This is a genomic window from Nocardiopsis exhalans, from assembly GCF_024134545.1.
In the GTDB taxonomy this organism is placed as follows: domain Bacteria; phylum Actinomycetota; class Actinomycetes; order Streptosporangiales; family Streptosporangiaceae; genus Nocardiopsis; species Nocardiopsis exhalans.
Genome location: NZ_CP099837.1, coordinates 6,382,781 through 6,403,916, shown reverse-complemented (window position 1 = coordinate 6,403,916; position 21,136 = coordinate 6,382,781). Strand labels below are relative to the sequence as shown.

At 68.8% G+C, this 21,136-nt stretch carries 21 protein-coding genes; 7 read left to right on the top strand and 14 right to left on the bottom strand.

Features of this window, described 5'->3' with window-relative positions; genetic code table 11:
• Window positions 1-3 precede the first annotated feature (3 nt).
• From NE857_RS28360 to NE857_RS28350, 3 genes are all read right to left on the bottom strand, one after another.
• Window positions 4-759, bottom strand: a complete 756-nt coding sequence (locus NE857_RS28360; RefSeq protein WP_254418412.1) for a hypothetical protein — start codon at window positions 757-759, stop codon at window positions 4-6.
• Between the two features lie 26 nt (window positions 760-785).
• Window positions 786-1,739, bottom strand: a complete 954-nt coding sequence (locus NE857_RS28355) for a lysylphosphatidylglycerol synthase domain-containing protein (protein ID WP_254418411.1) — start codon at window positions 1,737-1,739, stop codon at window positions 786-788.
• A 118-nt stretch (window positions 1,740-1,857) separates the two neighbouring features.
• Window positions 1,858-2,319, bottom strand: coding sequence for an Rv3235 family protein (locus NE857_RS28350; RefSeq protein WP_254418410.1), 462 nt, complete (start codon window positions 2,317-2,319; stop codon window positions 1,858-1,860).
• A gap of 310 nt (window positions 2,320-2,629) precedes the next feature.
• Here NE857_RS28350 and NE857_RS28345 point away from each other — a divergent pair, with 310 nt between their 5' ends.
• Entirely contained in the window at window positions 2,630-5,257 is a 2,628-nt protein-coding gene (locus NE857_RS28345; protein WP_184366095.1) for a bifunctional FO biosynthesis protein CofGH, read from the top strand.
• 117 nt (window positions 5,258-5,374) lie between these two features.
• Here NE857_RS28345 and NE857_RS28340 read toward each other — a convergent pair whose 3' ends face one another.
• From NE857_RS28340 to NE857_RS28310, 7 genes are all read right to left on the bottom strand, one after another.
• Window positions 5,375-7,711: a chitinase C-terminal domain-containing protein gene (locus NE857_RS28340; RefSeq protein ID WP_254418409.1), complete on the bottom strand. Its 2,337-nt coding sequence runs from the start codon at window positions 7,709-7,711 to the stop codon at window positions 5,375-5,377.
• Window positions 7,712-7,931: 220 nt separating this feature from the next.
• A complete protein-coding gene (locus tag NE857_RS28335; protein ID WP_254418408.1) occupies window positions 7,932-9,170 on the bottom strand; it encodes a glycosyl hydrolase family 18 protein in 1,239 nt (412 codons plus the stop codon).
• A gap of 179 nt (window positions 9,171-9,349) precedes the next feature.
• Window positions 9,350-10,942, bottom strand: coding sequence for a Na+/H+ antiporter (locus NE857_RS28330; RefSeq protein ID WP_254418407.1), 1,593 nt, complete (start codon window positions 10,940-10,942; stop codon window positions 9,350-9,352).
• Window positions 10,943-11,060: 118 nt separating this feature from the next.
• On the bottom strand, window positions 11,061-11,237 hold the full coding sequence (locus NE857_RS28325) for a hypothetical protein (protein WP_254418406.1): 177 nt from the start codon (window positions 11,235-11,237) through the stop codon (window positions 11,061-11,063).
• Between the two features lie 102 nt (window positions 11,238-11,339).
• Window positions 11,340-11,717, bottom strand: a complete 378-nt coding sequence (locus NE857_RS28320; RefSeq protein ID WP_254418405.1) for a hypothetical protein — start codon at window positions 11,715-11,717, stop codon at window positions 11,340-11,342.
• Window positions 11,714-11,953, bottom strand: a complete 240-nt coding sequence (locus NE857_RS28315) for a hypothetical protein (RefSeq protein ID WP_184366090.1) — start codon at window positions 11,951-11,953, stop codon at window positions 11,714-11,716. The genes NE857_RS28320 and NE857_RS28315 overlap by 4 nt, the downstream gene beginning before the upstream one ends.
• The gene (locus NE857_RS28310) at window positions 11,953-12,390 is read right to left on the bottom strand and encodes an ATP-binding protein (RefSeq protein ID WP_254418404.1); all 438 of its coding nucleotides are present in this window, start codon (window positions 12,388-12,390) and stop codon (window positions 11,953-11,955) included. Before NE857_RS28310 ends, NE857_RS28315 begins: the two co-directional genes overlap by 1 nt.
• Window positions 12,391-12,624: 234 nt before the next feature.
• On the opposite strand from NE857_RS28310, the gene NE857_RS28305 reads away from it, so the two are divergent.
• Window positions 12,625-13,524 carry a helix-turn-helix domain-containing protein gene (locus tag NE857_RS28305; RefSeq protein WP_344013875.1) on the top strand — a complete coding sequence of 300 codons (900 nt, stop codon included), beginning with the start codon at window positions 12,625-12,627 and terminating at the stop codon, window positions 13,522-13,524.
• A 64-nt stretch (window positions 13,525-13,588) separates the two neighbouring features.
• On the opposite strand, the gene NE857_RS28300 is transcribed toward NE857_RS28305, so the two are convergent.
• Together NE857_RS28300 and NE857_RS28295 are read right to left on the bottom strand one after the other, a co-directional pair.
• Window positions 13,589-13,780, bottom strand: coding sequence for a DUF397 domain-containing protein (locus NE857_RS28300; RefSeq protein WP_254418402.1), 192 nt, complete (start codon window positions 13,778-13,780; stop codon window positions 13,589-13,591).
• Entirely contained in the window at window positions 13,777-14,622 is an 846-nt protein-coding gene (locus NE857_RS28295) for a helix-turn-helix domain-containing protein (protein ID WP_254418401.1), read from the bottom strand. Before NE857_RS28295 ends, NE857_RS28300 begins: the two co-directional genes overlap by 4 nt.
• A gap of 117 nt (window positions 14,623-14,739) precedes the next feature.
• Between NE857_RS28295 and NE857_RS28290 the strand changes: the two genes are divergently transcribed.
• From NE857_RS28290 to NE857_RS28270, 5 genes are all read left to right on the top strand, one after another.
• Entirely contained in the window at window positions 14,740-15,114 is a 375-nt protein-coding gene (locus tag NE857_RS28290; protein ID WP_254418400.1) for a hypothetical protein, read from the top strand.
• Between the two features lie 290 nt (window positions 15,115-15,404).
• Window positions 15,405-15,575 carry a hypothetical protein gene (locus NE857_RS28285; protein WP_184373102.1) on the top strand — a complete coding sequence of 57 codons (171 nt, stop codon included), beginning with the start codon at window positions 15,405-15,407 and terminating at the stop codon, window positions 15,573-15,575.
• 16 nt (window positions 15,576-15,591) lie between these two features.
• Entirely contained in the window at window positions 15,592-16,776 is a 1,185-nt protein-coding gene (locus NE857_RS28280; protein ID WP_254418399.1) for a cupin domain-containing protein, read from the top strand.
• Window positions 16,773-17,684, top strand: coding sequence for an aldo/keto reductase (locus tag NE857_RS28275; RefSeq protein WP_184366083.1), 912 nt, complete (start codon window positions 16,773-16,775; stop codon window positions 17,682-17,684). The genes NE857_RS28280 and NE857_RS28275 overlap by 4 nt, the downstream gene beginning before the upstream one ends.
• Window positions 17,685-17,877: 193 nt before the next feature.
• Window positions 17,878-18,504: a phosphotransferase gene (locus tag NE857_RS28270; RefSeq protein WP_254418398.1), complete on the top strand. Its 627-nt coding sequence runs from the start codon at window positions 17,878-17,880 to the stop codon at window positions 18,502-18,504.
• 158 nt (window positions 18,505-18,662) lie between these two features.
• On the opposite strand, the gene NE857_RS28265 is transcribed toward NE857_RS28270, so the two are convergent.
• Both NE857_RS28265 and cofD read right to left on the bottom strand, forming a co-directional pair.
• The gene (locus NE857_RS28265; protein WP_184372275.1) at window positions 18,663-19,964 is read right to left on the bottom strand and encodes a coenzyme F420-0:L-glutamate ligase; all 1,302 of its coding nucleotides are present in this window, start codon (window positions 19,962-19,964) and stop codon (window positions 18,663-18,665) included.
• Between the two features lie 38 nt (window positions 19,965-20,002).
• Window positions 20,003-20,992: a 2-phospho-L-lactate transferase gene (cofD, locus tag NE857_RS28260; RefSeq protein WP_254418396.1), complete on the bottom strand. Its 990-nt coding sequence runs from the start codon at window positions 20,990-20,992 to the stop codon at window positions 20,003-20,005.
• Between the last annotated feature and the right edge of the window lie 144 nt (window positions 20,993-21,136).

Genomic DNA, 21,136 nt, shown 5'->3' with positions numbered 1-21,136 from the left:
GGTTCAGGAGGTCCGGCGGCGGCGCAGGTGCAGCACGGCGGGCACCAGCAGGAAGACCAGGCCGAGCACGCCCGCGCCCAGGATGATCCAGGGGAGAAGGGCCTGCGCCCCCGAGGAGCCCGCGGCGGCCTCGTCGGCGCCGTTCTCCCGTTGCTCCCGCTGTTCGTCGTCGCTGCCCACCTGAACGCTGGCCACAGCGGCCTCTGCGTTCACCGTGCAGTCGCCGAAGCCGGGCAGGCTGAAGGACTCCGTGGCCACACGGACCTCGTAGAAGCCCAGCGGGGGCTCCCAGTCCGCCCAGGCCACGCCGGGCGCCTCCTCGCCGGTCAGCAGCCTGCCATCGGTACCGGACAGGGTGGCGGTCAGCGTCCCGGCGCGGTCGGCGGCCTCGTTCGTCTCCTCGGCGGTGATCCCGGGAAAGGGCTCGGCTTGCGGCACCAGGACGAGTTCGAGGTCGATACCGCCCTCGGCGCCCTCCTCTCCCGGGTCCTCGGGGGCGAGTTCGGCGGCCAACGGCAGGGAGAGTCCGGGCTGGTCGTCGACTTCCTGGCTCAGGACGGGGAAGAGCTGCCCGATCACGGTGAGGGTGCCCGCCCCCTGGTCGCACTCGACCTCGGCGGGTTTGACGTAGGCGTGCGAGGGACCTTCGGGAGGGGGGTCGTCGGTGGCCGGGGCCGCGGCACCGAGCAGCGCCGGTGCCAGCAGCGACAGGACCACGGGGGCGGACAGGAAACGTGGGAAGCGGGGGGCCCGGTTCATGGGGCATGAGCATAGGCCGACCCGAATCAAAAAGAAAGGTTTCTTTCCTGTTCATGTTCGGGCGCCTTGGACACCAGGACCGCCAATCCCGCCCAACCCACGTCCGCCACCGTCATGACCAACCGGGACAGCACCGCCACCACCAGTGCCGCGCCCGCGTCCACCACCGGGGCCAGCGCCACCACCAGGACCACCTCGCGCACCCCCAGCCCGGCGGGCGCGAACACCACCAACAGCCCCAGCGTCCAGGCCAGCGCGTAGGCGCCCACCGCCGGGCCCGCCGATCTCAGCGCGTCGCCGCCCACCGCCCAGGTCAGCAGCCACACATGCGCGCCCAGCGGCACCCAGGCCACCAGGGTCCAACCCACGGACGCCGCGACCGCTCCCCCTCTGAGCTCCAGCGGGCCCGCCTCGGCCACCTCACGGAACCGAGCGAAGGGTCGGGCTGCCAGCCGCACACCCCAGCCGAGCACTCTCGGATGCAGGCAGGCCAACAGCAGGGGCGCGGCCGCCAACGCCCACCACCAGCGGCGCGCCGCCTCCGCGGAGGACAGCGGCAGCGCCACCGCGGCCACCGCCAGGCTGACGGCCACGGTCACGGCGATCGCCAACAGGGTCGCCGCCGCCCCCCGGGATCTGGGCACCTTCCAGTCCCGGGCCAGCTCCACCTGGGCCACGAACGCCCACACCGAGCCGGGCAGGTACTTGCCGAGCTGACCCACGAACATCACCCGAGCAGCGGCAGCCCCCGGTAGCGGCGAGCCCAGACCGGACAGCAGGGACCGCCACGCCAGCATCTGCGCGGCCAGCCCCAGCATCCCCGCCAGCACCGCGACGGGCAGCACCCACAGCGGGAGTTCGGACACGGCGTCCCGCGCCTGCGCCCAGTTGGCGTACAGGGCCGCCCCCACGCACGCGCACACCAGCACGAGCAGGGCCAGGCGCACCCACGTGTTCCGTCGAAGCCGAGTCAGCACCATCTCAGACTAGGCCCGCGCGCCCACGCCAGGGGGAGGCCCTCTCCCGCCCGGTGCGGGGCCGGGGGTCGGTCCTGACAGCACCGACCAACCCCGGCCCGTATGACTCCGCTGGGTGCTCCTAGCGGCGGTGGTCGGTTTCCAGGCGGGTGCAGATCCAGCGCTGTCCTTCGCGGCGCAGGCGGAAGGCGAAGGCGCGTGAGCGGTGGTCGCAGCCGATGACGGCGCTGGCCTCGACTCCGGCGGCGCCGAGTGGTTGGTGGAAGACCCGGCTCAGTCGGGGTGCGATGGTGCAGCTGACGGAGCCGCGCAGCCTGCGCAGTTCTTCGCGGACCGGGACGGTGACGTGCTGGTTGAGGACTTCGGGGGCGCGCCTGCCGACCAGGACCTCGGCGATCTGCTGGGCCAGGAGGCGCACGTGGGCGGGGGTGCGGTGGCCTGCCAGCGGGGAGGTCGCGCAGGGGCCCGAGGTCATGCCTCGCAGCGGGGTGCGGGCTGGGGTGCGTACGGGTTTCCAGGTGTGGGCGGTGGTGCGGGCGCAGGCCGGGCGGGGGCAGGGGCGGCCGTGGCAGGGGTGGTTCATGGACAGATCCCTTCCGGGGGAGGAACGAAACCCTGACGTCCTACATAGAGCGGGCAACCGCCGTCTGGTGCCACCTGGCATTCCAGGTTTCGGTGGTTTCTTTTCGCGTCGGCCCCGCCGAACCCTGACAGACCACACAAGTCACCCGTCTCCGGTGGTCCACCGGTCCGATTTCGGCTCCGCCCGTTTCGGCCTGACCACGAGTCGCCGTCTTCCGGTCTATTCCGTCCTCGCCGTGTGTTCCTTGTTGCAGGGCGCCACCGGGTGGCGGTCGTCACGCGGAAACGGCCGACGCGTAGGGTGTGCCGGTATGAGTGGTGCGAAAGACCCTGCCCCCATCCCCACACCGACGGCGGCCGCCATGCGCAGGGCGCTGGCCCGGGCGCGGGACGGTAAGACCCTCGACGTCACCGAGGCCGAAGTACTGCTGCACGCCCGCGGCGAGGACCTCGAACAGCTCCTCGGCCACGCCGGAAGGGTCCGGGACGCGGGCCTGGAGGCGGCCGGGCGGCCGGGGGTGATCACCTACAGCCGCAAGGTCTTCGTGCCGCTGACCCGCCTGTGCCGGGACCGCTGCCACTACTGCACCTTCGCCACGGTTCCGGGCCGCCTGGACGCGCCCTTCATGTCCCCGGACGAGGTCCTGGAGATCGCCCGCGAGGGCGCGCGCATGGGCTGCAAGGAAGTCCTCATCACCCTGGGGGACCGCCCCGAGGACCGGTGGAAGCAGGCCGCCGAGTGGCTGAACTCGCGCGGCTACGACGACACCCTCTCGTACGTGCGCGCCATGTCGATCATGGTCCTGGAGGAGACCGGACTGCTCCCGCACCTCAACCCCGGGGTGCTGACCTGGTCGGACTTCCAGCGCCTCAAGCCGGTCTCCCCGTCCATGGGGATGATGCTGGAGACCACCTCGCGGCGGCTCTTCGAGGAGAAGGGCCAGCCGCACTACGGCAGCCCCGACAAGGACCCCGCGGTGCGGCTGCGCGCCATGGAGGACGCCGGGCGCTCCAGCGTCCCCTTCACCACCGGCATCCTGCTCGGGATCGGTGAGACGGTCGCCGACCGCGCGGAGTCGATCTTCGCGATGCGCGGGGTCTCCCGCCGCTACGGCGGCATCCAGGAGGTCATCGTGCAGAACTTCCGGGCCAAGCCGGACACCGCGATGATGCACCGGCCCGACGCCGAGCGCGACATGATGGCCGCGACCATCGCCGTCACCCGCCTGGTGATGGGCCCCAAGGCGCACATCCAGGCCCCGCCCAACCTCATCGGCGCGGACCGGGGCGGCGTGGACGAGTACGAGCTGATGATCCGCGCGGGCATCGACGACTGGGGCGGGGTCTCCCCGCTCACCGCCGACCACGTCAACCCCGAACGCCCCTGGCCGCAGATCGACGACCTCGCGGCCCGCACCGCCGCCCAGGGGTTCGCGCTGCGCGAGCGCCTCACCGTCTACCCGGAGTACATCCGGGCGGGCGAACCCTGGGTGGACCCGAGGCTGCGCGCGCACATCGACGCGATCGCGGACCCGGAGACCGGCCTGGCCCGCGAGGACGCCCCGCTGGTGGGCCGACCCTGGCAGGAGCCGGACGCGGTCCTGGTCTCCTCGGGCCGCACCGACCTGCACACGGAGATCGACACCGAGGGCCGCACCGGTGACCGGCGCGGCGACTTCGACGCCGTCTACGGCGACTGGGACGAACTCACCCCGGGCGTGGACCGCCAGGGCGCGCGGCCCCGGCGCCTGGACCCGGAGATCTCCGCGGCCCTGCGCAGCGCCGAACGCGACCCGGCGGGGCTCAGCGACTCCGAGGCCCTGGCCCTGCTGCACGCCGACGGGGACGCCCTGGAGGCGCTCACCGGCCTGGCCGACCGGGTCCGCCGTGACACCGTCGGCGACGACGTCACCTATGTGGTGACCAGGAACATCAACTTCACCAACGTCTGTTACACCGGCTGCCGGTTCTGCGCCTTCGCGCAGCGGCGCACCGACGCCGACGCCTACACGCTCTCCCTGGACCAGGTCGCCGACCGCGCCGAGGAGGCGTGGAAGGCGGGGGCCACCGAGGTGTGCATGCAGGGCGGAATCCACCCGGACCTGCCGGGCACCGCCTACTTCGACATCGCCGCCGCGGTCCGCGACCGCGTCCCGGACATGCACGTGCACGCCTTCAGCCCGATGGAGGTGGTGAACGGGGCCGCCCGTACCAACCTGCCGGTACGCGAGTGGCTGACCCGCGCCCGCGAGTCAGGGCTCGGCTCGATCCCGGGCACCGCCGCGGAGATCCTCGACGACGAGGTCCGCTGGATCCTCACCAAGGGCAAACTGCCCGCCAGCGAGTGGATCGAGGTCATCACCAGCGCCCACGACCTGGGGATTCCCACCACGTCCACGATGATGTACGGCCACGTGGACTCCCCGCACCACTGGGTGGCGCACATCAAACTGCTGCGGTCCCTCCAGGAACGTGCCGTGGAGCGCAACGGCAAGCGCGGCTTCACCGAGTTCGTGCTGCTGCCGTTCGTGCACACCAACGCGCCGATCTACCTCGCGGGCCTGGCCCGCACGGGCCCCACCGTCCGCGAGAACCGCGCGGTGCACGCCCTGGCCCGGCTGCTGCTGCACGGCCACATCGACAACATCCAGGGCTCCTGGGTGAAGCTGCACGAGGACACCTTCCGCCAGCTCCTCGACGGCGGCGTCAACGACGTCGGCGGGACCCTCATGGAGGAGACCATCAGCCGCATGGCCGGCTCCGGGCAGGGTTCGTACAAGACGATCAGCGACATCAAGGCCCTCGTCGAACCCACGGGCCGCCCGGTCCGCCAGCGCACCACCACCTACGGCCCGGTCCCCGCCGAACGCCAGCGGGTCGCCGAGGCCAGCGACGGGGTGGCCCCCAGCATCCTGCGCCCCAACCTCCCGGTGGTCTGACCCGGGACGAACGGCAGGGGAGGGACGCCGGGGGACGGCGTCCCTCCCCTGGTCGGTGGGCGGCCCGTCAGGGAGGGGCCGGATGCGCCGGACCGCCCGGGTCAGCGGCTGTCCGGGTCAGCAGGTGCCCAGGTGTTCCCAGACCCCCCACTCGCCCGTGGTGCCCGGCTCCTCGCCCTGGGTCCACCAGCGGGCGCGGTACTCGCTCCCGTCGTGCGTCACCTCGTCGCCGGTGTTGTACACCGTGCCCGAACTCCAGGACGGCGCGTCGCACTCGCTGGGCCCGCCGCCGTTGTCGTCCCCGTCGCCGGGGCCCTCCACCAGCTCGCCCTCGCGGGGGTGGTCGTAGGTGAGGGCGTATTCGGTGCCGCCCACCTCGATGCGGAAGTTCGACGGCTGGGAGATCGGGAGCTGGTAGTTGATGGTGAAGTCCAGCGAGCCCCCGGCCGGGATGCTCTGCCATCCGGGCACGGTCAGTTCCACCCGGTGGAAGTCGCCGTCCAGGCCGCCGACGTTGTTGTCCCGGGTGTGGCCCCGGTGCACGTGGGTCAGCCCCATGCCGGACTGGTCGCCCATGGAACCGGGGGCCGAGGTGGCGTAGTCGAAGACGATGCGGGAACCGCCCGGGATCTCGCCGGAGGAGTTGTTGGTGATGGTCACCTCGGGGGTGATCGGGTAGTTGTTGTCGCCCAGCGCGAAGCCGCCGAACTCCACGTCCACGTCCAGGACCTGTTCCGGGGCGGGTGTCTCGGCCTTGACCGCGCCGTAGGGGCCCGCGTTGCTCAGCGTCTGGTGCAGGGAGGTGATGAGCGTGTCACCCATGAAGTACTGCTCGGCGTCGGCGTCGTAGGAGTAGTCGCCCGCCATCTCCCAGATCATCACGCCGCCCAGTCCGGTGTCGGCGACGTAGTCGGCCTTGGCGCTGATGGTCTGGTCGGCGTCACCCGACAGGAACGTGCGGGTCTGCGGGTTCCACCACCACTCGTTCTTGGTCACGTCGTCCCAGTGGCGTTCGTAGGTGCCCACCAGCTCGGTGTCCACCCCGTAGTCCTCGACGTAGTCTCCGACGACCCCGTTCTCCAGGTTGAGGACGTGCCAGATCGGGTTGACACCGGCCTCGATCGCGTCGCCGGTGATCGGGTCGCTGTCGAACCACAGGTTGTCGATGCCCCCGGCGCCGTGGCCGCAGGGGTCGTTGATGCCGGTCCCCGGTTGGCACTGGGTCTGGTCGGGCAGGGCCGAGGTGCCCCACAGGCCGTTCTCCCCGCCCTGCACGTCCTGCCAGCCGCGGGTGTAGAAGGGCACGCCCAGGTTGATCCGGCCCGCCTGCATGGCGCCTCGGAAGTAGTGGTGGGCCCAGTCGGCGTTCAGGTAGCCGATGCCGTCGAAGGCGTTGTAGACGTCCCTCAGCTCGGGGTCCTGGCCGCTGTCGAAGAGCGCGCCGTTGTGGCCCACGAAGTGGTTCCAGGTGCCGTGCAGGTCGTAGGTCATCATGTTGACGAAGTCCAGGTACTGGACGACCTGGTGCACCTCCTGGCCGCGCAGCAGCCAGCCGGACGAGGGAGCCGCCACGGTCAGCTGGTAGTAGGTGCCGTCCGCCACGGCGGCCTCGTCGAGCTTCTCGCGCAGGACGCGCATCAGCTCCTCGTAGCCCTCCCAGAGCAGGCCGCGCCGGGCGTCGGAGATCCAGTAGTCGTCCGGGCTGCCCGCTCCCTGCATCGAGGTCGCGTACTCGTAGTCGATGTCCAGGCCGTCGAACCCGTACTCGCGTACGAACTCCACCGCGGAGTCGGCGAAGGTCTCGATCCCGGCGTGGTTCACACCGGTCTCGGTGGTGGTCATCGAGTAGAAGCCGCCGCTGTCCACCCGCTCTCCGTCGGGCCCGAAGAACCCGCCGGTCTCGGCCCAGCCGCCCACGGCGACCAGGGTCCGGACCCCGGGGTTGTCCTTCTTGAACTTGTTCAGCAGGTTGAAGTGTCCGTCGTAGTCGAACTCGGGGTCGGGTTCGAGACCGGGCCGGTCCCAGGTCATCCCGGTGGCGGGGTTGTCGGGGGTGTCGGGTCCGACGGAGAGCTCGTTGTCGGAGTTCACGTGCCCGAACGCGTAGTTGATGTGGGAGATCTTGTCCCAGGGGATGTCGTCGACCAGGTAGCTGGGCTGGTCGTTGGCTCCGTTGCGCCAGCTGGTGAAGTAGCCGATCACCCTGCGGTCGAGGCCGTTGGGCAGGATCTCGCGCCCGTCGGAGTCGTAGACGTCGCAGTAGGGGACGTCCAGACCGGGGGTCGGGTAGAGGCCGTCGGGGCGGCAGTCGGCGTGGTCGGACGAGACGGAGGGCGGGGCCGGTTCCTGGGGAGCCGCGGCGGCCGGGGGCGCGAACAGCAGGCTCGCCGCGGTGCCCAGGCCCGCGGCTGCTGCCAGGGCGCGTGCCCATCGGCTGGACGGATTGACTGTCATGGGGGATTCCCTCTGTTCTGCTTGGCGTGCCGGGGTACCTGTCCCGGTCCGGGGAGACAGGGTTCTGGGGCACCGGTGGGGGATCAGTCAGGTGGGGAACGACAGCGGTTGTGCGAGAGGAGGGTGACCGCTGGGGCGGGGACCGCCCCCCGCGGGTATGTGCGTGAGGGGGCGGTCCCCGGTCGCCGCGGGCGGGAGCGGCTCAGGGGGCGGAGCGGCGTCAGCAGCTGCCGACGCGGTCCCAGACACCCCATTCGCCGGTGGTGCCGGGCTCTTCGCCCTGGGTCCACCAGCGCGCGGTGTAGACCGAGCCGCCGTGGGAGACGGAGTCGCCCTGCGTGTACACGCTGCCGGCGTTCCAGGCGGCGGCGTCGCAGTCGGGATCGGTCGGGCTGGGGGAGGGGCTGGGAGTGGGGGTGGGTGTGGGGTTCGTACCGGGGCCGCTGGCCAGGCGGTCGGAGATGGTGTTGGCGAAGTCGTAGCCGTTGGTGGCGTCCCAGTTGATGGACCAGGTCATCACGCCGCCGATGGGGCCGTACGGGGTGTCGGGGGAGAAGGAGCCGCAGCTGGTCCCGGCTTCCAGGCAGTCCAGGGCGGCGACGATCTCGCTCGGCGGCATGTGGCCGCCACCGGCGGCGGAGGGCACGGCGGGCAGGCCCAGGCCGACCTGGCTCGGCTCCAGGCCCATCTCCAGCTGGATACAGGCCTGGGCGGCGACGAAGTCGCTCGTGCCCTGGCTGTAGACGCTGCCGTCACAGCCCAGCATGGAGCCGGAGTTGTAGTACTGCATGTTCACGATGGTGAGGATGTCGGAGATGTTCTGGGCCAGCTGGTAGTACCCGGCGCTGGGGCTCTGGAAGTCGATGGTCTGCGGGGCCATCGCGATGATCAGGTCCGAACCGGCCCGGTCGCTGAGGTCGCGCAGGGCGCTGGTCAGGTGCTCGGCGTTGATGCCGTGTTCGAGGTCGATGTCCACGCCGTCGAACCCGTAGTCCTGCATGAGCTCGTAGGTGGTGTCGGCGAAGTTCTGCGCCTGGGTGGGGTTGGTGACGTCGACGTTGCCGATCTCGCCGCCCACCGAGATGATCACCTTGCGGCCCTCGGCCTGGATGGCGGCGACGTCGTCGCGGAACTGGGCGTCGGTGTACCCGTTCAGCTCGCTGCTGGCCAGGTTGAACGTGATGCCGCCGTCGAGGGTGGGGTGGTTGTCGGCGAAGGCGATCGCCACCAGGTTGTACTCGCTGGGGATCTCCGAGAGCGGCATCACGGTGGAGCCGTTGTCGAAGTTGTGCCAGTAGCCGGTGAGCCACTGGTGGGTCTGCTGGGTCTGGGCGGTGTCGGACACGGTTTCTACCTGGGTGGGTCCGGAAACCAGGGAGCCGCATGCGGTGACGAGCGCTGTGGCCGTCGCGGCGAGGCCGCCGAGAAGGGCGAGCCTGGTTCTGCGGGTGTTGAGCATGGGGGTGCTCCTTTCGTCGAGCGGGGGTGACGAAGGGTGTGATCTGCGACGCAGTAATTGTTAGGAAACCTTAGAGTTGCCGTTGGTGCCCGTCAACGGAAACGGTTAAGAAAGTTTGTAGTTTTCTTGGGGGTTTGGTTTCAATAGGAACTGACACCCACCAAGAACTCAGTCCCAATTCAGGCCCCGTACTGACCGCTTCCGCTGTCCCGGATGTCCATGTCCAGGGTCAGTCTTGTGAACACGTCGTAGTCGATCTCCCCCGAGCGGTACAGCGCCATGAGCGCGTCTCGGCGGGCCTGGGTGACCTGGTCCAACAGTGCCTTGCGGTTCCGCACGGCCTCCTTGGCCCCGCCAAGGTCCGGCTCCTGCGCGTCCAGCAGCCCCTTCACGTGAGAGATCCGCTTCGCGTACCGCTCGCGCACGGCGTCCGCGGTCTTCCCGTCCACGTCGCCCCCGGTGAGCATCTCGTCCACCTTGCGCACGGCGGCGCAGTCCATCTCGTACTCGGCCCGCAGGAACTCCTGCTGCCGGGTGCCCTCGTCGGACAGCCCCAGCCTGCGCAGCAGCCACGGCAGCGAGGTGCCCTGGCCGACCAGGGTGCCCATCACCACCGCCCCCGCCACGAAGATCAGTGCGCCCCGGTCGGTGAACTCCTCCCCGCCCAGCGTCGCGGGCAGGGACAGCGCGATCGCCAGGGACACCGCCCCGCGCATCCCGCTCCACCCGATCGCCACGCGCTCCCTGAACGCCGACACGTCCAGCCGCGACCCCGGCAGGTACCGCTGCACCGGAACCACGAACAGCATGAGCACCATCCGCAACACGATCGCGGTGGCGGTCACGGCCAGCGCCACCAGCACCAGGTGCACGAAGGCGTAATCCTCCTGTACGGACCGCACCACGGCGTCCAGCTGCAGGCCCAGGAGCACGAACAGCATCGCCTCCAGAAGGCTCACCAGCGTGGTCCAGATGGTCTTACCGCTCACCCGGACCCGGGGCGGCAGCAGCCCCTCGCCGCGGGTGCCCAGGTAGAAACCGGCCACCACCGCGGCCAGCACCCCGGAGAACCCCGCCATCTCCGCGGGGATGTAGGCCACGAACGGGGTGATCAGCACCGTCATCAGTTGCAACGACGCGTCTGGCATCCGGCTCCGCGCCCAGGCGATCACCACGGCCACGACGGCGCCGTAGACCAGCCCGCCCACCACCACCCTGCCCAGCTCCCAGGCGGCGTCCGCCGGGGTCAGCGGGTGCAGCATCGCGGTGATCGCCAGACTGAACAGCGTGAGCGCGACCCCGTCGTTGATCAGGGACTCGCCCTCCAGGATGGTGAGCACCCGGCGCGGGGTGCCCGCCCGCTTGAGGATCGCCGAGGCCGCCACCGCGTCCGTCGGCGCGATCGCCGCGCCCAGGGCGATCGCCGCGGGCCAGCCCGCGTCCGGCAGCAACAGGTGGATGATCGCGGCCAGCCCGAACGCCGTCGCCAGGGTCATCCCCACCGACATCACGATGATCGGCCGCGCGAGGTCGCGCATGTCCTTGGGGGAGGAGAAGAACGCCGCGTTGTAGATCAGCGGCGGCAGGAACACCAGCAGGATGACCTCGGGGGCGATGGACAGCGAGTGCATCCACGGAACCACCCCCAGGAGCATGCCCAGCATCACCAGGACCACCGCGCCGGGTATCCGGATCCGCCCGGCGACCAGCTGCCCCACGATGACCGCCACCACCACGACCAGCGTGGCGATCACGTACTCCTCGACGGCCACCCGAACCCCCTCGCCTCGGCCCCTCCCCGCCCCAGCATGCCGGGGCGGGGAGGGGCCGAAGGGGAGGACGCGCCGCTACCGCACCTCGACGAAGGCGTCCGGGTCGCGGGGCCCGCCACTACGGCGAAGAGCCCCAGTGCATGCCCGCGTTCGCCTGCGGGGCATTGTCGCCCGCTCCGAGATCGTGTTGCATGACGGGGAGGAGGATGTTGACCGCCGCCCCGTCAGTCAGATCCGTGGCGGTGGCCAAGAGGACGACCAACAGAGCGAGGGAGCACCGGTTCATGGTGTTCACCCTCCGAGAGAGTCCTCATCGAAAGGGGCGGCGATGACCACCCGCCGTCGAGCGAGACCACCCCTCGAAGAGTTCCCGCCCGCCGCCACGAGATCCATGCGGCTAACCGGAACGGCGCAGGCGGGGCCAGGGGGTCAGCTCTCGGATCCACCGAGTCTGCCGCCTCGGTGCCCGGTGGCGGGCACGGACGTCGTTTTCCGGGTCACCCGCGCTCCTGGGCGGGGGCCGTCGAGGTGCCGGAACCCGCACCACCGGCGCCAGTTTCAGCCGTGGTGCGGTATCACCGGTCACCCTGCGGATCTCCTCGATCAGTTCGGCGGAGTTGTTTCCGGAGAGCAGGACCATTCGGCCGGTGTGTGCGGCCCAGTACTGGCCGGTCGCACCGCCGTGCCAGAAGGTCCACCCGTGTCCCCGGAAGGTGGCGCGCGCTCGGTCGAGTTCCTGCCTGATCGAGCCGCAGTTGTGGTCCAGAGTGATCATCGCTGACCTCCCTCGGGCTGGATCCCCAGTACCGAGAGAGCCTTCTGGAGCTCCGTAGCGCTGGCGGCCACGATCAGTTCCGGCTGGCCGCTGGGGACGGTTCGGGTGCTGGTCGCCACGTAGCTGGTGAGTTCGGAGTTCACCCCGTGGAGCTCGCAGATGAGGAAGTCGGGGAACTCGGCGCGCAGCTTCAGGATCTCCGCGCTCGGTCGCAGGTGGTAGCCGGTCATGGTCATCACCGCTCCCACGTCAGAGCGAAGAAGACCCCGGGGCCGCGGTTCGACTCGAAGCGACCCCATCGGGTGGCCAGAGCGTCGACCAGCCACAGACCCCGCCCGCTCTCGGAGTCGGGAGAGGGGGAGTGGGCACACAGGTCCGGCAGCTGTCCGCTGTCGTCACGGACCTCCGTTCGGAGACCGCCGACACACAGGTGTGCCCGGACCACGATGAATCCGGCCTCCTGGTGCGTCACGCAGTTGGTGACCAGCTCGGAGAGGAGGAGAAGGGCGGTTGAGGAGGAGTCGCCGGGAACCCCGGCCATGGACATCCTCCGGTCGAGCCAGCGACGGGCGTCCTTGACGCATTCGGGCCGAGCGGGGTAGCGGAAGGTCGAACGGCGCAGCGGTGCCAGCCGCCTGCCTTCCGGGCACGCGGAAACGATACGGTTGCTCATGGGTCCTCACCTGGTTCAGTCAGGTAGTGGGCCAAGGCCCTGATCAGGTGTTCCCGCACCAGGTCAGGGCCGTTTTCATGCCATCTTCTCCACGACATTGCATCGCGCAATTTGTGATTTTGGAAGGCGTGCCTCCAGTGTGCACCGAAGGGGTTAGGTCCACAAGCCGTTTGGCAATTTATTGTTCGATGCAACTTGTGCGAAGTTGGTGCCGCGCATCGCATCAGTGAAACTGTGGAGTTCCACAGCTGTCTCAGGAGGTGTCGGGTGGCGGAGGCCAGCCCCACGGTTGCACGTCGGATCTTGGCCAAAGCGCTTCGGGAGCGTAGGGAAGCCGCCCGCATCACTGGGGGGAAAGCCGCTGGCCACGCAGGCATGCACGCTGGCACCCTGAGTCGGGTCGAGAGCGCCTCGACCCGTATCCAGCCCGGCACCGCTCAGCTCCTCATGCGCTTCTACGGGGCATCCGATGAGGAGTGCGAAGCTGCCTTCCAGCTCGCGCACCTGGCTCGCCGCAAGGGCTGGTGGCGCTCCTACAAGTCGGTTCCGAAGTGGTTCGAGCCCTACCTGGGGCTGGAGGCCGATGCTGTCTTCCTGCGTGGCTATCAGGACCAGCTGTTGCCGGAGCTGTTCCAGACCGAGGAGTACGCACACCTCGTGGCACAGGCATCTATCCCGGCGCTCTCTGAGGTTGAAGTGCGCGAACGGGTCGAAATTTGCCTGAAACGTCAGGAACGTCTTACCGGGCTGAACCCGCTGAGACTGGACGTGGTCATGAGCGAATCCGCCCTTCGCCTGGAGGTGGGCGGTGCCACGACTATGAAACCGCAGCTCAGTTCGCTTCTGGAGCGCTGCGATCTACCGAACGTGACCTGCCGGATCTTCCCTTACTCGGCCGGGGCGTTCCCGCATCAGAGTGGGTCCTTCACTTCCCTGTCCTTCGAGGAGGAGAGTCAGCTCGGATTCTCCTTCGGTGAGGTCGTCTATCAGGGCCACGAAGCCGGGGCCTCCTACCTGGAGGATGAGGACACCACGACTCGCTTCCGCGCGATCTTCGAAAACCTGCGAGACCGCGCCTTGAGCGAGGACGGCTCCCGAGCCCTCATCGAGCGAGTGCTCACCGAGTATTCATAACGCCTCCCCTCACACTGAACTACCAGCGCATGAGGGGTGAGGGGAGACGTTCAGGCTGCTCAGATCAAGACTTCACGGCGCTGTTCACGAACTGCAGGAAGGCCGCGGGCGCGAACCCGAGAGCACCGTCTTCCCGGTTCTGTGTGTCACGGACGTACACAGCCTCGGGTGTCTCAGCCACCTCTACGCACTGTCCTCCCTGGTTCCCGCTGTAGGTGGACTTGTGCCAAGGCAGGTCATCGAGCCGGTCGCTCATGTCTCTCCAATCCGGGCCGCCAGTTGGTCGATAGATTCCTCTGGCGACAGGGCAAGGCCAATCAGTGCGCTCATCCGTTGATCGCATTTTGCCACCTCGTCAGCATCAGACGTCACTTGACCGCTCCCGGGTCGCTCGGTGTAGAGCATGCGGTCCCGGCTTCCCGTCTCCAACAGGGTGAACGCCCCGTCCATCGCGGCGTGTGCGCCTTTGCTGAAGGGGAGGATCTGGAGGCGAACGTGTGACCGTTGCGCCGTCTCCAGCAAGTGCTTCAGCTGATCGACCATGACGTCCCGCCCACCCACGGGGCGGCACAGGACTGATTCTTCTAGCACAACCCACAACAAGGGTGCAGTTGGATTCGTGCGGTCGAGAATCTTCTGTCGTTCCAGTCGTGCTGCCAACTGGCGTTCTACGTCTTCCGGGGCGGGTGGGGGCCACGCAGCACTGAGCACCGCGCGTGCGTAGTCCTCGGTCTGGAACAAACCAGGGATTACTTGAACCTCGAACTCGCGAATACTGACGGCCTCGGCTTCGAGTTCGACGAACGGTCGGAACCAATCGTGATAGCTGTCCCGAGTGATCGCAGGCCACAGATCCGCCAGCATCCCGCCCGCGTCCAGCACCTTGTCACAGGTGAGGACGAACTTCTCGGATGGCACACGCTTCGCGGTCTCGACCATCCCGACCATGCCTGCTGTGTACCTGATCCGCTTCCCCAGCTGCTCCTGAGTCCAGCCCTTATCACCTCGAAGCCGTTTCAGCTGCGTGGCGAAGTAGATCACGATGGGTGAGGCTTCGGTGGCGTCAGCCGACACACCCTCGATCTCGGTATCACTCATGGGGGTTCCAAGTTCGCAACTGGGCCAACAGGGGGAGGGGCGATCCCGAACACACTCGGTGCGTTCCCAACAGAACATCGTTTGGTCTGGTTCAGATTACGGGCTGTGAGTGAGGCTGTGTCCATGCTCACCGAAACGCAGCGCTCTTCCGAAAGCGCTGAAAAGGCATCGAACAACCCAACTGAACCATGCCCGCAAGACGGACTTCTCACGCACAAGCGTGCCGCTGAGAACCTCACCCGGGCTCTCAAGGCCAAAGGCATCAGTGTCGAGGTGGACGGTCGTCGCAGGACGGTCACCGCGAAGCTGAACGGCAAGTCCCAGGTCGTCGCCCTGCGCGGTTCGGATGACGACCTCCGGTGGTGCTTCGTCTGGCCCCCTGAAGGCCGCAGCGGACGCCCCACCCTCGATCCGGTCACCAGCATCGGGAACGAGCAGATCCTGGCCGGAAGAATTCTCGGAGTCCTGGAACTCGCGCAGCTCAAGGTCTGAATCAGCGGTTCCGTGGTGCTCCAGTACTGGAACTGCTTCCGATGCGGTCATACCTCCACCGAAGAAGACGCTCACAGGACGCATGAATGTCCAAAAGAACAGAAATTGGACAGTTCGTCTTCGGGTGAGGATGACGAATCGGATAGAGCGCTGACCTGTGCGCTGCGGGGGCGGGCACAGGTCCGACAGATGCCACCCACGAGGGAAGAGGACGTGGGCATCACATCAGCACGAGCACCGCCTTCATGTCACACCAGACCCCATCCGCATCCGATGAAGGAGAACACAGCATGACCGTGACCGGTATCAGCACGCAGACCCAGCCGAAGCCCCGCACGCAGATGGACGTTGGTGACCTCCTCGTCGCGGTGGAGGACATCGCTACCCTGCGCTCGCGCGGCGACCAGCCCTCCGACGGCGGTGGCACCGGCCGCTCCGACACCAACGACGGCTTCCACTAAGAACGGAGGCACGACCTTGTCCGCTGATCTGATCAGCGGCCGTCTGGGCGGGGACACGTTCCCCGCCCAGGTGCTCGGCCGCCAGCACCGGCACTATCCCGCCCCCGACAGCGCCACCGACTCCTTCACACACCTGCTCACCTGGCAGGACCTGAACCAGCTCATCGCGACCCAACGCCTGAACAGCCCTCGTCTGCGATTGTCGGCCGGGGAGAGCATCGACGTGGGCCGCTACACCCAACGGCGCCGCTACCGACGTATGCCCGACTGGGACGCTCCCGTTCCCCATCAGTTCCACCGACAGCTCCGCGAGGGCGCGACGCTGGTGGTGGACGCGATCGACGAGATGCACCCGCCCATCGGCGAGACGGTCGCTGGGTTGGAGACCTGGCTGGGCACCGGAATCCAGACCAACGCCTACGCCTCCTGGACTCCGAAGGAGGGGTTCGGGATCCACTGGGACGACCATGACGTGCTCGTGCTCCAGGTGTCGGGCCGCAAACGGTGGCGCATCTACGGCACCACCCGGACCGCCCCCTTGCACAACGACGTCGAGTTCGACGAGGACCCTCCCACCGAACCCATCGACGAGTTCGTCATGGCACCCGGCGACATCCTCCACGTCCCCCGGGGCTGTTGGCACGCGGTCGCCGCTTCCGAAGGCGAACCCAGCCTTCACCTCACCTGCGGGCTGAACACCACCACCGGAGCCGACTTCCTCACCTGGCTGACCGCTGGCATGGCCGAGCACGAGGAGGTCCGCGCCGACATCCCGCGCGACCCCGGCCAGTTCTCGAACTGGTCCCACCGGATGTCCGAACTGATCACTGCGAGGCTCCAGGCCCCGGCTGTGGTGAGCGAGTACTGGGAGCGACAGAACGAGACAGCCACGGCCCGAGCGGCGTTCAGCCTGCCCGTCGCCGTGACCGGAGAGTTCACCGATTCCACTCGGCTGCGTCTGGCGACCAAGCGGGGCACCTTGAGCATCACCGCGAACAGCGTCATCTACCTCTCGCAGGGACGACGCTGGACGTTCGCCACCCAGGCCGCCCCGCTGCTCACCCACCTGAACGGGCAACACAGTGCCACGGTCAAGGAACTGTGCCAGCTCGTTCCCGACATCTCGCGGGATACCCTCATCGGTCTTCTCCGCAGGCTGCTGGAGGACGGAGCCCTGGTCTGGGAAGGCGACGAAGGATGACCCTGCTCGGCCTGGGCACTTACCGCAGCCGCGATGCCGTCACCTCGGCGACCATCGCGGCTGCGGCCGGATGTCCGCTCATCGACACCGCCCCGGTCTACGGACATGGAACCCACCAGGCGGCGATATCGCCGGTTCTCAGAGCACACCCCCGGATGAGGATCGCCACGAAGGTCGGACACATGACGGCCGACCAGGCGCGCGCAGCCCTGTACAGCCGGGTGATCTCCGAGGCCGAAGCTCTGCGACGGCACAGCATCGCCCCCGACTACGTGCATTACCAGGTCGCGATGAATTGCGCGGAGGTACAGCGCGACCAGCTGGATCTGGTCTACCTGCACAACCCGGAGCACCGCCATTCCGGTGACCGTGACGCACTGCTCGCACGCCTTCGCTCGGCATTCGTCGCACTCGAAGACCTCCGTGATACCGGCACCGTGCTCGGCTACGGAGTGGCTACGTGGAACGGTTTTCGAGACGGTGCCTTCTCCGTCCGCGAACTGGTCAAGCTTGCTGAGGAAGCCTCAGGTGGAGGAGAGGCGGGCCTGCGCGCGATCCAGCTTCCGGTGTCCATGGTGGAGATCGGGCCGATCAGGCAGGCACTCGCCGGAGATGGCCCCATCCCCGCTGCCGGACAGGCAGGATTGGAGGTATGGGGGTCGGCCCCGTTGCACGGTGGTGAGTTGCTCGGCCGGATCAACGAGGGCTTGGCTGACTACGTCGCCTTCGGAGCCACCAACGCGCAGGCGGCCCTGATGGTCGCCGTTTCCACTCCGGGGCTCACCGGGCTGTTGCTGAGCACCGGAAGCGCCGACCACTGGCGTGAGGCCGCTGATGTGGTGGACTCCCCACAGCTGCCTCCGCTCCGACTCAAGGAGATCTGTGACCTGCTCCAACCCGTTTCCTGACCTGGCCGACCGGTGGAACCGTGCAGCGCGCGAGCTCGACGCCACACCCGACCCCGGAGCCGATCTGTATCCCGGTTTGGGCGGCAGAACCCTGAGCGGCCCGGCCACCGTCGACGGAGTTCCGGCATGGTTGCGGGTGATGAGTGCGACCAAGCCGGGCGGGAGGATGTGGGAGGGTTCTACGCTCGCTGACGTGCTACTCGATGACACGATTCCGCGGCCGTCTCTGCTCGGTGAACATGCCTGGGCCGAGCCGGAGACGGGCCTGGTGTTCCAGGCCCACCTATGGGAACGGCTCACCGGCCGTATGGCGTCGAAGACCCCTGACCTGTCCGAACCGCCTTCGGTCTCGGACCGCTGGTGGAACGAGTTGCGGGGCGCGCTCGATCGTCTTCGTCAGGCATCCGTGCCACAGCACCGGCAGCGAAGCCACACACCCGGGTTCATCGAACGCCTTCCGAAGTTCATCCCGGAGTTGGCGGGCACGGACCTCACTGTGTCGGAGTGGGAGACCTCTCACGGAGACCTCCACTGGGCCAACCTCACCGCAGTCCCGCTAGCGATCATCGACTGGGAGGGGTGGGGGATGGCCCCAGCTGGATACGACGCCGCCGTTCTACACACCTACGCGCTTCCCGAACCGAGAACAGCGGCCAGGGTGCGCGAGGTGTTCGCCGACGTGTTGGAGACCGAAGCCGGGCGGTTCTCTCAGTTGATCATCGCTGCGGAGGTGATCCAGGCAGCGGTACGCGACGACCTTCACGCCCGCTTGCTCCCGCATGTTCGGCGGCGGGTGGAGGAACTACTCACCCCACGGTAGTGGCCTTCTGCGTTGTTGTTGGTGATGACGAGGCCCGTTGCTCCATCGAGAGGACACCGGGCCTCGCCGTGCGCTCGATCCTCCCGAGTTCGGTAAGGACCCGTTCGGTCTGGATCAGTCCCAGATCAGGCCGACAGGGCAGCCAACCACCGACAGGGTCAGCGGATCTCGACGAAGGCGTCCGGGTCGCGGGGTGGCCGCTCCTTGGGGGCCTCGGCCGCGTAACCCACGGCCACCGCGCCCATCGGCTGCCAGTCCCCGGGCACGTCCAGCACCTCGCGCACGACATCGGCGCAGAACATCGTGGAGGAGATCCACGCCGAACCCAGACCCTCCATGGCCAGGCCCACCAGCAGGCTCTGCACCCCGGCGCCCATGGCCACCAGGAACATCGACCGCTCGGCGTCGGCCCGGCGCTCGTCCGGATAGGGGTGCGCGCCGTCCGCGACCAGGAACGGAACCACCAGGTAGGGCGCGCCGCGCAGTACGTCCCCGCGCCTGGTCCGCCTGGCGATCTGCTCCTCGGTGAACCCGTCACCGCGCAGGTCGGCCACCCAGGCCTGCAGCATCGCGTCCAGCAGCCGCTTGCGGGTGTGGGCGGACTCCACCAGCACGTACCGCCAGGGCGTGGTGTGGTGCGGGGCGGGCGCGGTCACGGCGGCGGCCACCGCCCGGCGCACCAGAGCCGGATCCACCGGCCGGTCGGTGAAGGAGCGCACGGTGCGGCGGGCCGCGACCACGTCCCTGGACCCGTACCGGAACAGGTCGGCGTCGGCCGAGCGGACCAGCTCCGCGGCGCCGGGCCCGTCATCCTCGGTGACCAGGTCGCCCAGGCCCGAGACCACGGCGACCGGCACCCCGGAGGTCTTGCCCTTGACCAGCTCACCGGCGCCCGCGATCTCGTCGGCCACCGCGTTGACCGTGGCCTCCATGAGGTTGCCGTGGGTGTCGACGGTGCCGCGCAGGTCCTGGGCGGCACGCAGCCCGGCCGCGCCGATGGCGACGTCGGTCTGGCCGATCCGCCAGGGGCGCCCGAAGGTGTCCGAGACGATGACTCCCACGCGCACGCCCAGGCGCGCGCGCACGCCCGCGCGCAGGGCGCGCGCGGAGGCGTCGGAGTCCTCGGGCAGCAGGAGCACGGTGCCGGGTTCGACGTTGGAGGCGTCCACCCCGGCGGCGGCCATGACCAGGCCCTGCCGGGTCTGCACGATCCGGGTGCGGCCCATCCGGGCCACCACGCGCTGGGTCTCGGCGTCGATGGCCGCCTCGCGGTCGTCGCCCGGCAGGGACCGCCCCTCGGCCTTGCTGACGATCTTGGAGGTGACCACCAGGATGTCGCCGTCGGCCAGGGGCTGCTCCGAGGCGGCCACGGCGTCGGCGATCAGCGCGGCGAGGTCGTCGCCCGAAGCCACTTCGGGGATCCCGCCGAGTCCGCGCACCCGTACTTCTGAGACCCGCACGTCCGGCGTCAGGGATTCCGGCGTCCCGGGATGCGCGCTCACTGCCCCTGGGCCTTCCGCTCGGACAGCTCGACCGCCAGGTCCAGGGCCGCCTGGGCCAGCGCCTCGGTGGCCGCCGGGTCGCTCATGTACAGCGGGCGGGAACGCACCTCGATCCCGTCCACCTCGGTGCCCGCGTCGGCCTCGTCCACCAGCCAGCCGTCCAGCAGGTCCGAGCCGAGGTGTTCGGCGACCGCGCCCGCGCTGGTCTCCACCCCGATGGCGCTCAGGCAGGCGTCGGCCATCCCGCGCACCGGTGCGCCGCCGATGATCGGGGAGACGCCCACCACGGTCTTGTCGACCATGGCCTCGCGGATGCCCTCGATACCGAGGATGGAGCCCACACTCACCACGGGGTTGGACGGCGGGATGATGACGGCGTCGGCGTTGCGGATGGCGCGGATCACACCGGGGGCGGGCTTGGCCTTCTCCGCGCCCAGGCTGATGATCTGCTCGGCGGGCAGCGCGGCCCGGTGCCTGATCCACCACTCCTGGAAGTGGATGGCCCGGCGCCCCTCCTCGTCGTTGACGATCACGTGCGTCTCGACCTGGTCGTCGGTCATCGGCATCAGCCGCACACCGGGCTGCCAGCGGTCGCACAGGGCGGTGGTGATCGCGGAGAGCGGGTAGCCCGCGGCGATCATCTGAGCCCGCACGATGTGGGTGGCGGTGTCCCGGTCACCCAGCCCGAACCAGGTGGGCTTCATCCCGTAGGCGGCGAGTTCCTCCTTGACCGTGAAGGTCTCGTCGGTCCTGCCCCAGCCCTGCTCCTCGTTGATCCCGCCTCCGAGGGTGTACATCACAGTGTCCAGATCTGGGCAGATCCGGAGACCGAAGAGGGTGATGTCGTCACCGGTGTTGCCGATGACGGTGATCTGGTGGTCTGTGGCCTGGTTCGATTCGGTCGCAGCGTCGGTTCCCAGAGCGGCTTTGAGGCCGCGGAGGAAGCGCGCGCCGCCGATACCGCCGGCCGGTACGACTATCCGCATGCGCCCAAGTCTGGCAGGCTGGGGGCGTGTATGGGTCGTCTGCCCCACCGTGGGTACGATCTGGCGTGACCGTTCCGGTACCGACGGTGTGTGAACCTTCGGGCGGCGGTCGCCATCCCACTCCATCGGCCCCGCGTTCGGTGT

Bases quoted from the DNA above. Each gene is read 5' to 3' on its own strand.
- NE857_RS28335 (WP_254418408.1), bottom strand. From the start codon at position 9,170: ATGCTCAACACCCGCAGAACCAGGCTCGCCCTTCTCGGCGGCCTCGCC.
- NE857_RS28360 (WP_254418412.1), bottom strand. From the start codon at position 759: ATGAACCGGGCCCCCCGCTTCCCACGTTTCCTGTCCGCCCCCGTGGTC.
- NE857_RS28310 (WP_254418404.1), bottom strand. From the start codon at position 12,390: ATGAGCAACCGTATCGTTTCCGCGTGCCCGGAAGGCAGGCGGCTGGCA.
- NE857_RS28315 (WP_184366090.1), bottom strand. From the start codon at position 11,953: ATGACCATGACCGGCTACCACCTGCGACCGAGCGCGGAGATCCTGAAG.
- NE857_RS28355 (WP_254418411.1), bottom strand. From the start codon at position 1,739: ATGGTGCTGACTCGGCTTCGACGGAACACGTGGGTGCGCCTGGCCCTG.
- NE857_RS28300 (WP_254418402.1), bottom strand. From the start codon at position 13,780: ATGAGCGACCGGCTCGATGACCTGCCTTGGCACAAGTCCACCTACAGC.
- NE857_RS28320 (WP_254418405.1), bottom strand. From the start codon at position 11,717: ATGATCACTCTGGACCACAACTGCGGCTCGATCAGGCAGGAACTCGAC.
- NE857_RS28295 (WP_254418401.1), bottom strand. From the start codon at position 14,622: ATGAGTGATACCGAGATCGAGGGTGTGTCGGCTGACGCCACCGAAGCC.
- NE857_RS28285 (WP_184373102.1), top strand. From the start codon at position 15,405: ATGACCGTGACCGGTATCAGCACGCAGACCCAGCCGAAGCCCCGCACG.
- NE857_RS28340 (WP_254418409.1), bottom strand. From the start codon at position 7,711: ATGACAGTCAATCCGTCCAGCCGATGGGCACGCGCCCTGGCAGCAGCC.
- NE857_RS28350 (WP_254418410.1), bottom strand. From the start codon at position 2,319: ATGAACCACCCCTGCCACGGCCGCCCCTGCCCCCGCCCGGCCTGCGCC.
- NE857_RS28345 (WP_184366095.1), top strand. From the start codon at position 2,630: ATGAGTGGTGCGAAAGACCCTGCCCCCATCCCCACACCGACGGCGGCC.
- cofD (WP_254418396.1), bottom strand. From the start codon at position 20,992: ATGCGGATAGTCGTACCGGCCGGCGGTATCGGCGGCGCGCGCTTCCTC.
- NE857_RS28275 (WP_184366083.1), top strand. From the start codon at position 16,773: ATGACCCTGCTCGGCCTGGGCACTTACCGCAGCCGCGATGCCGTCACC.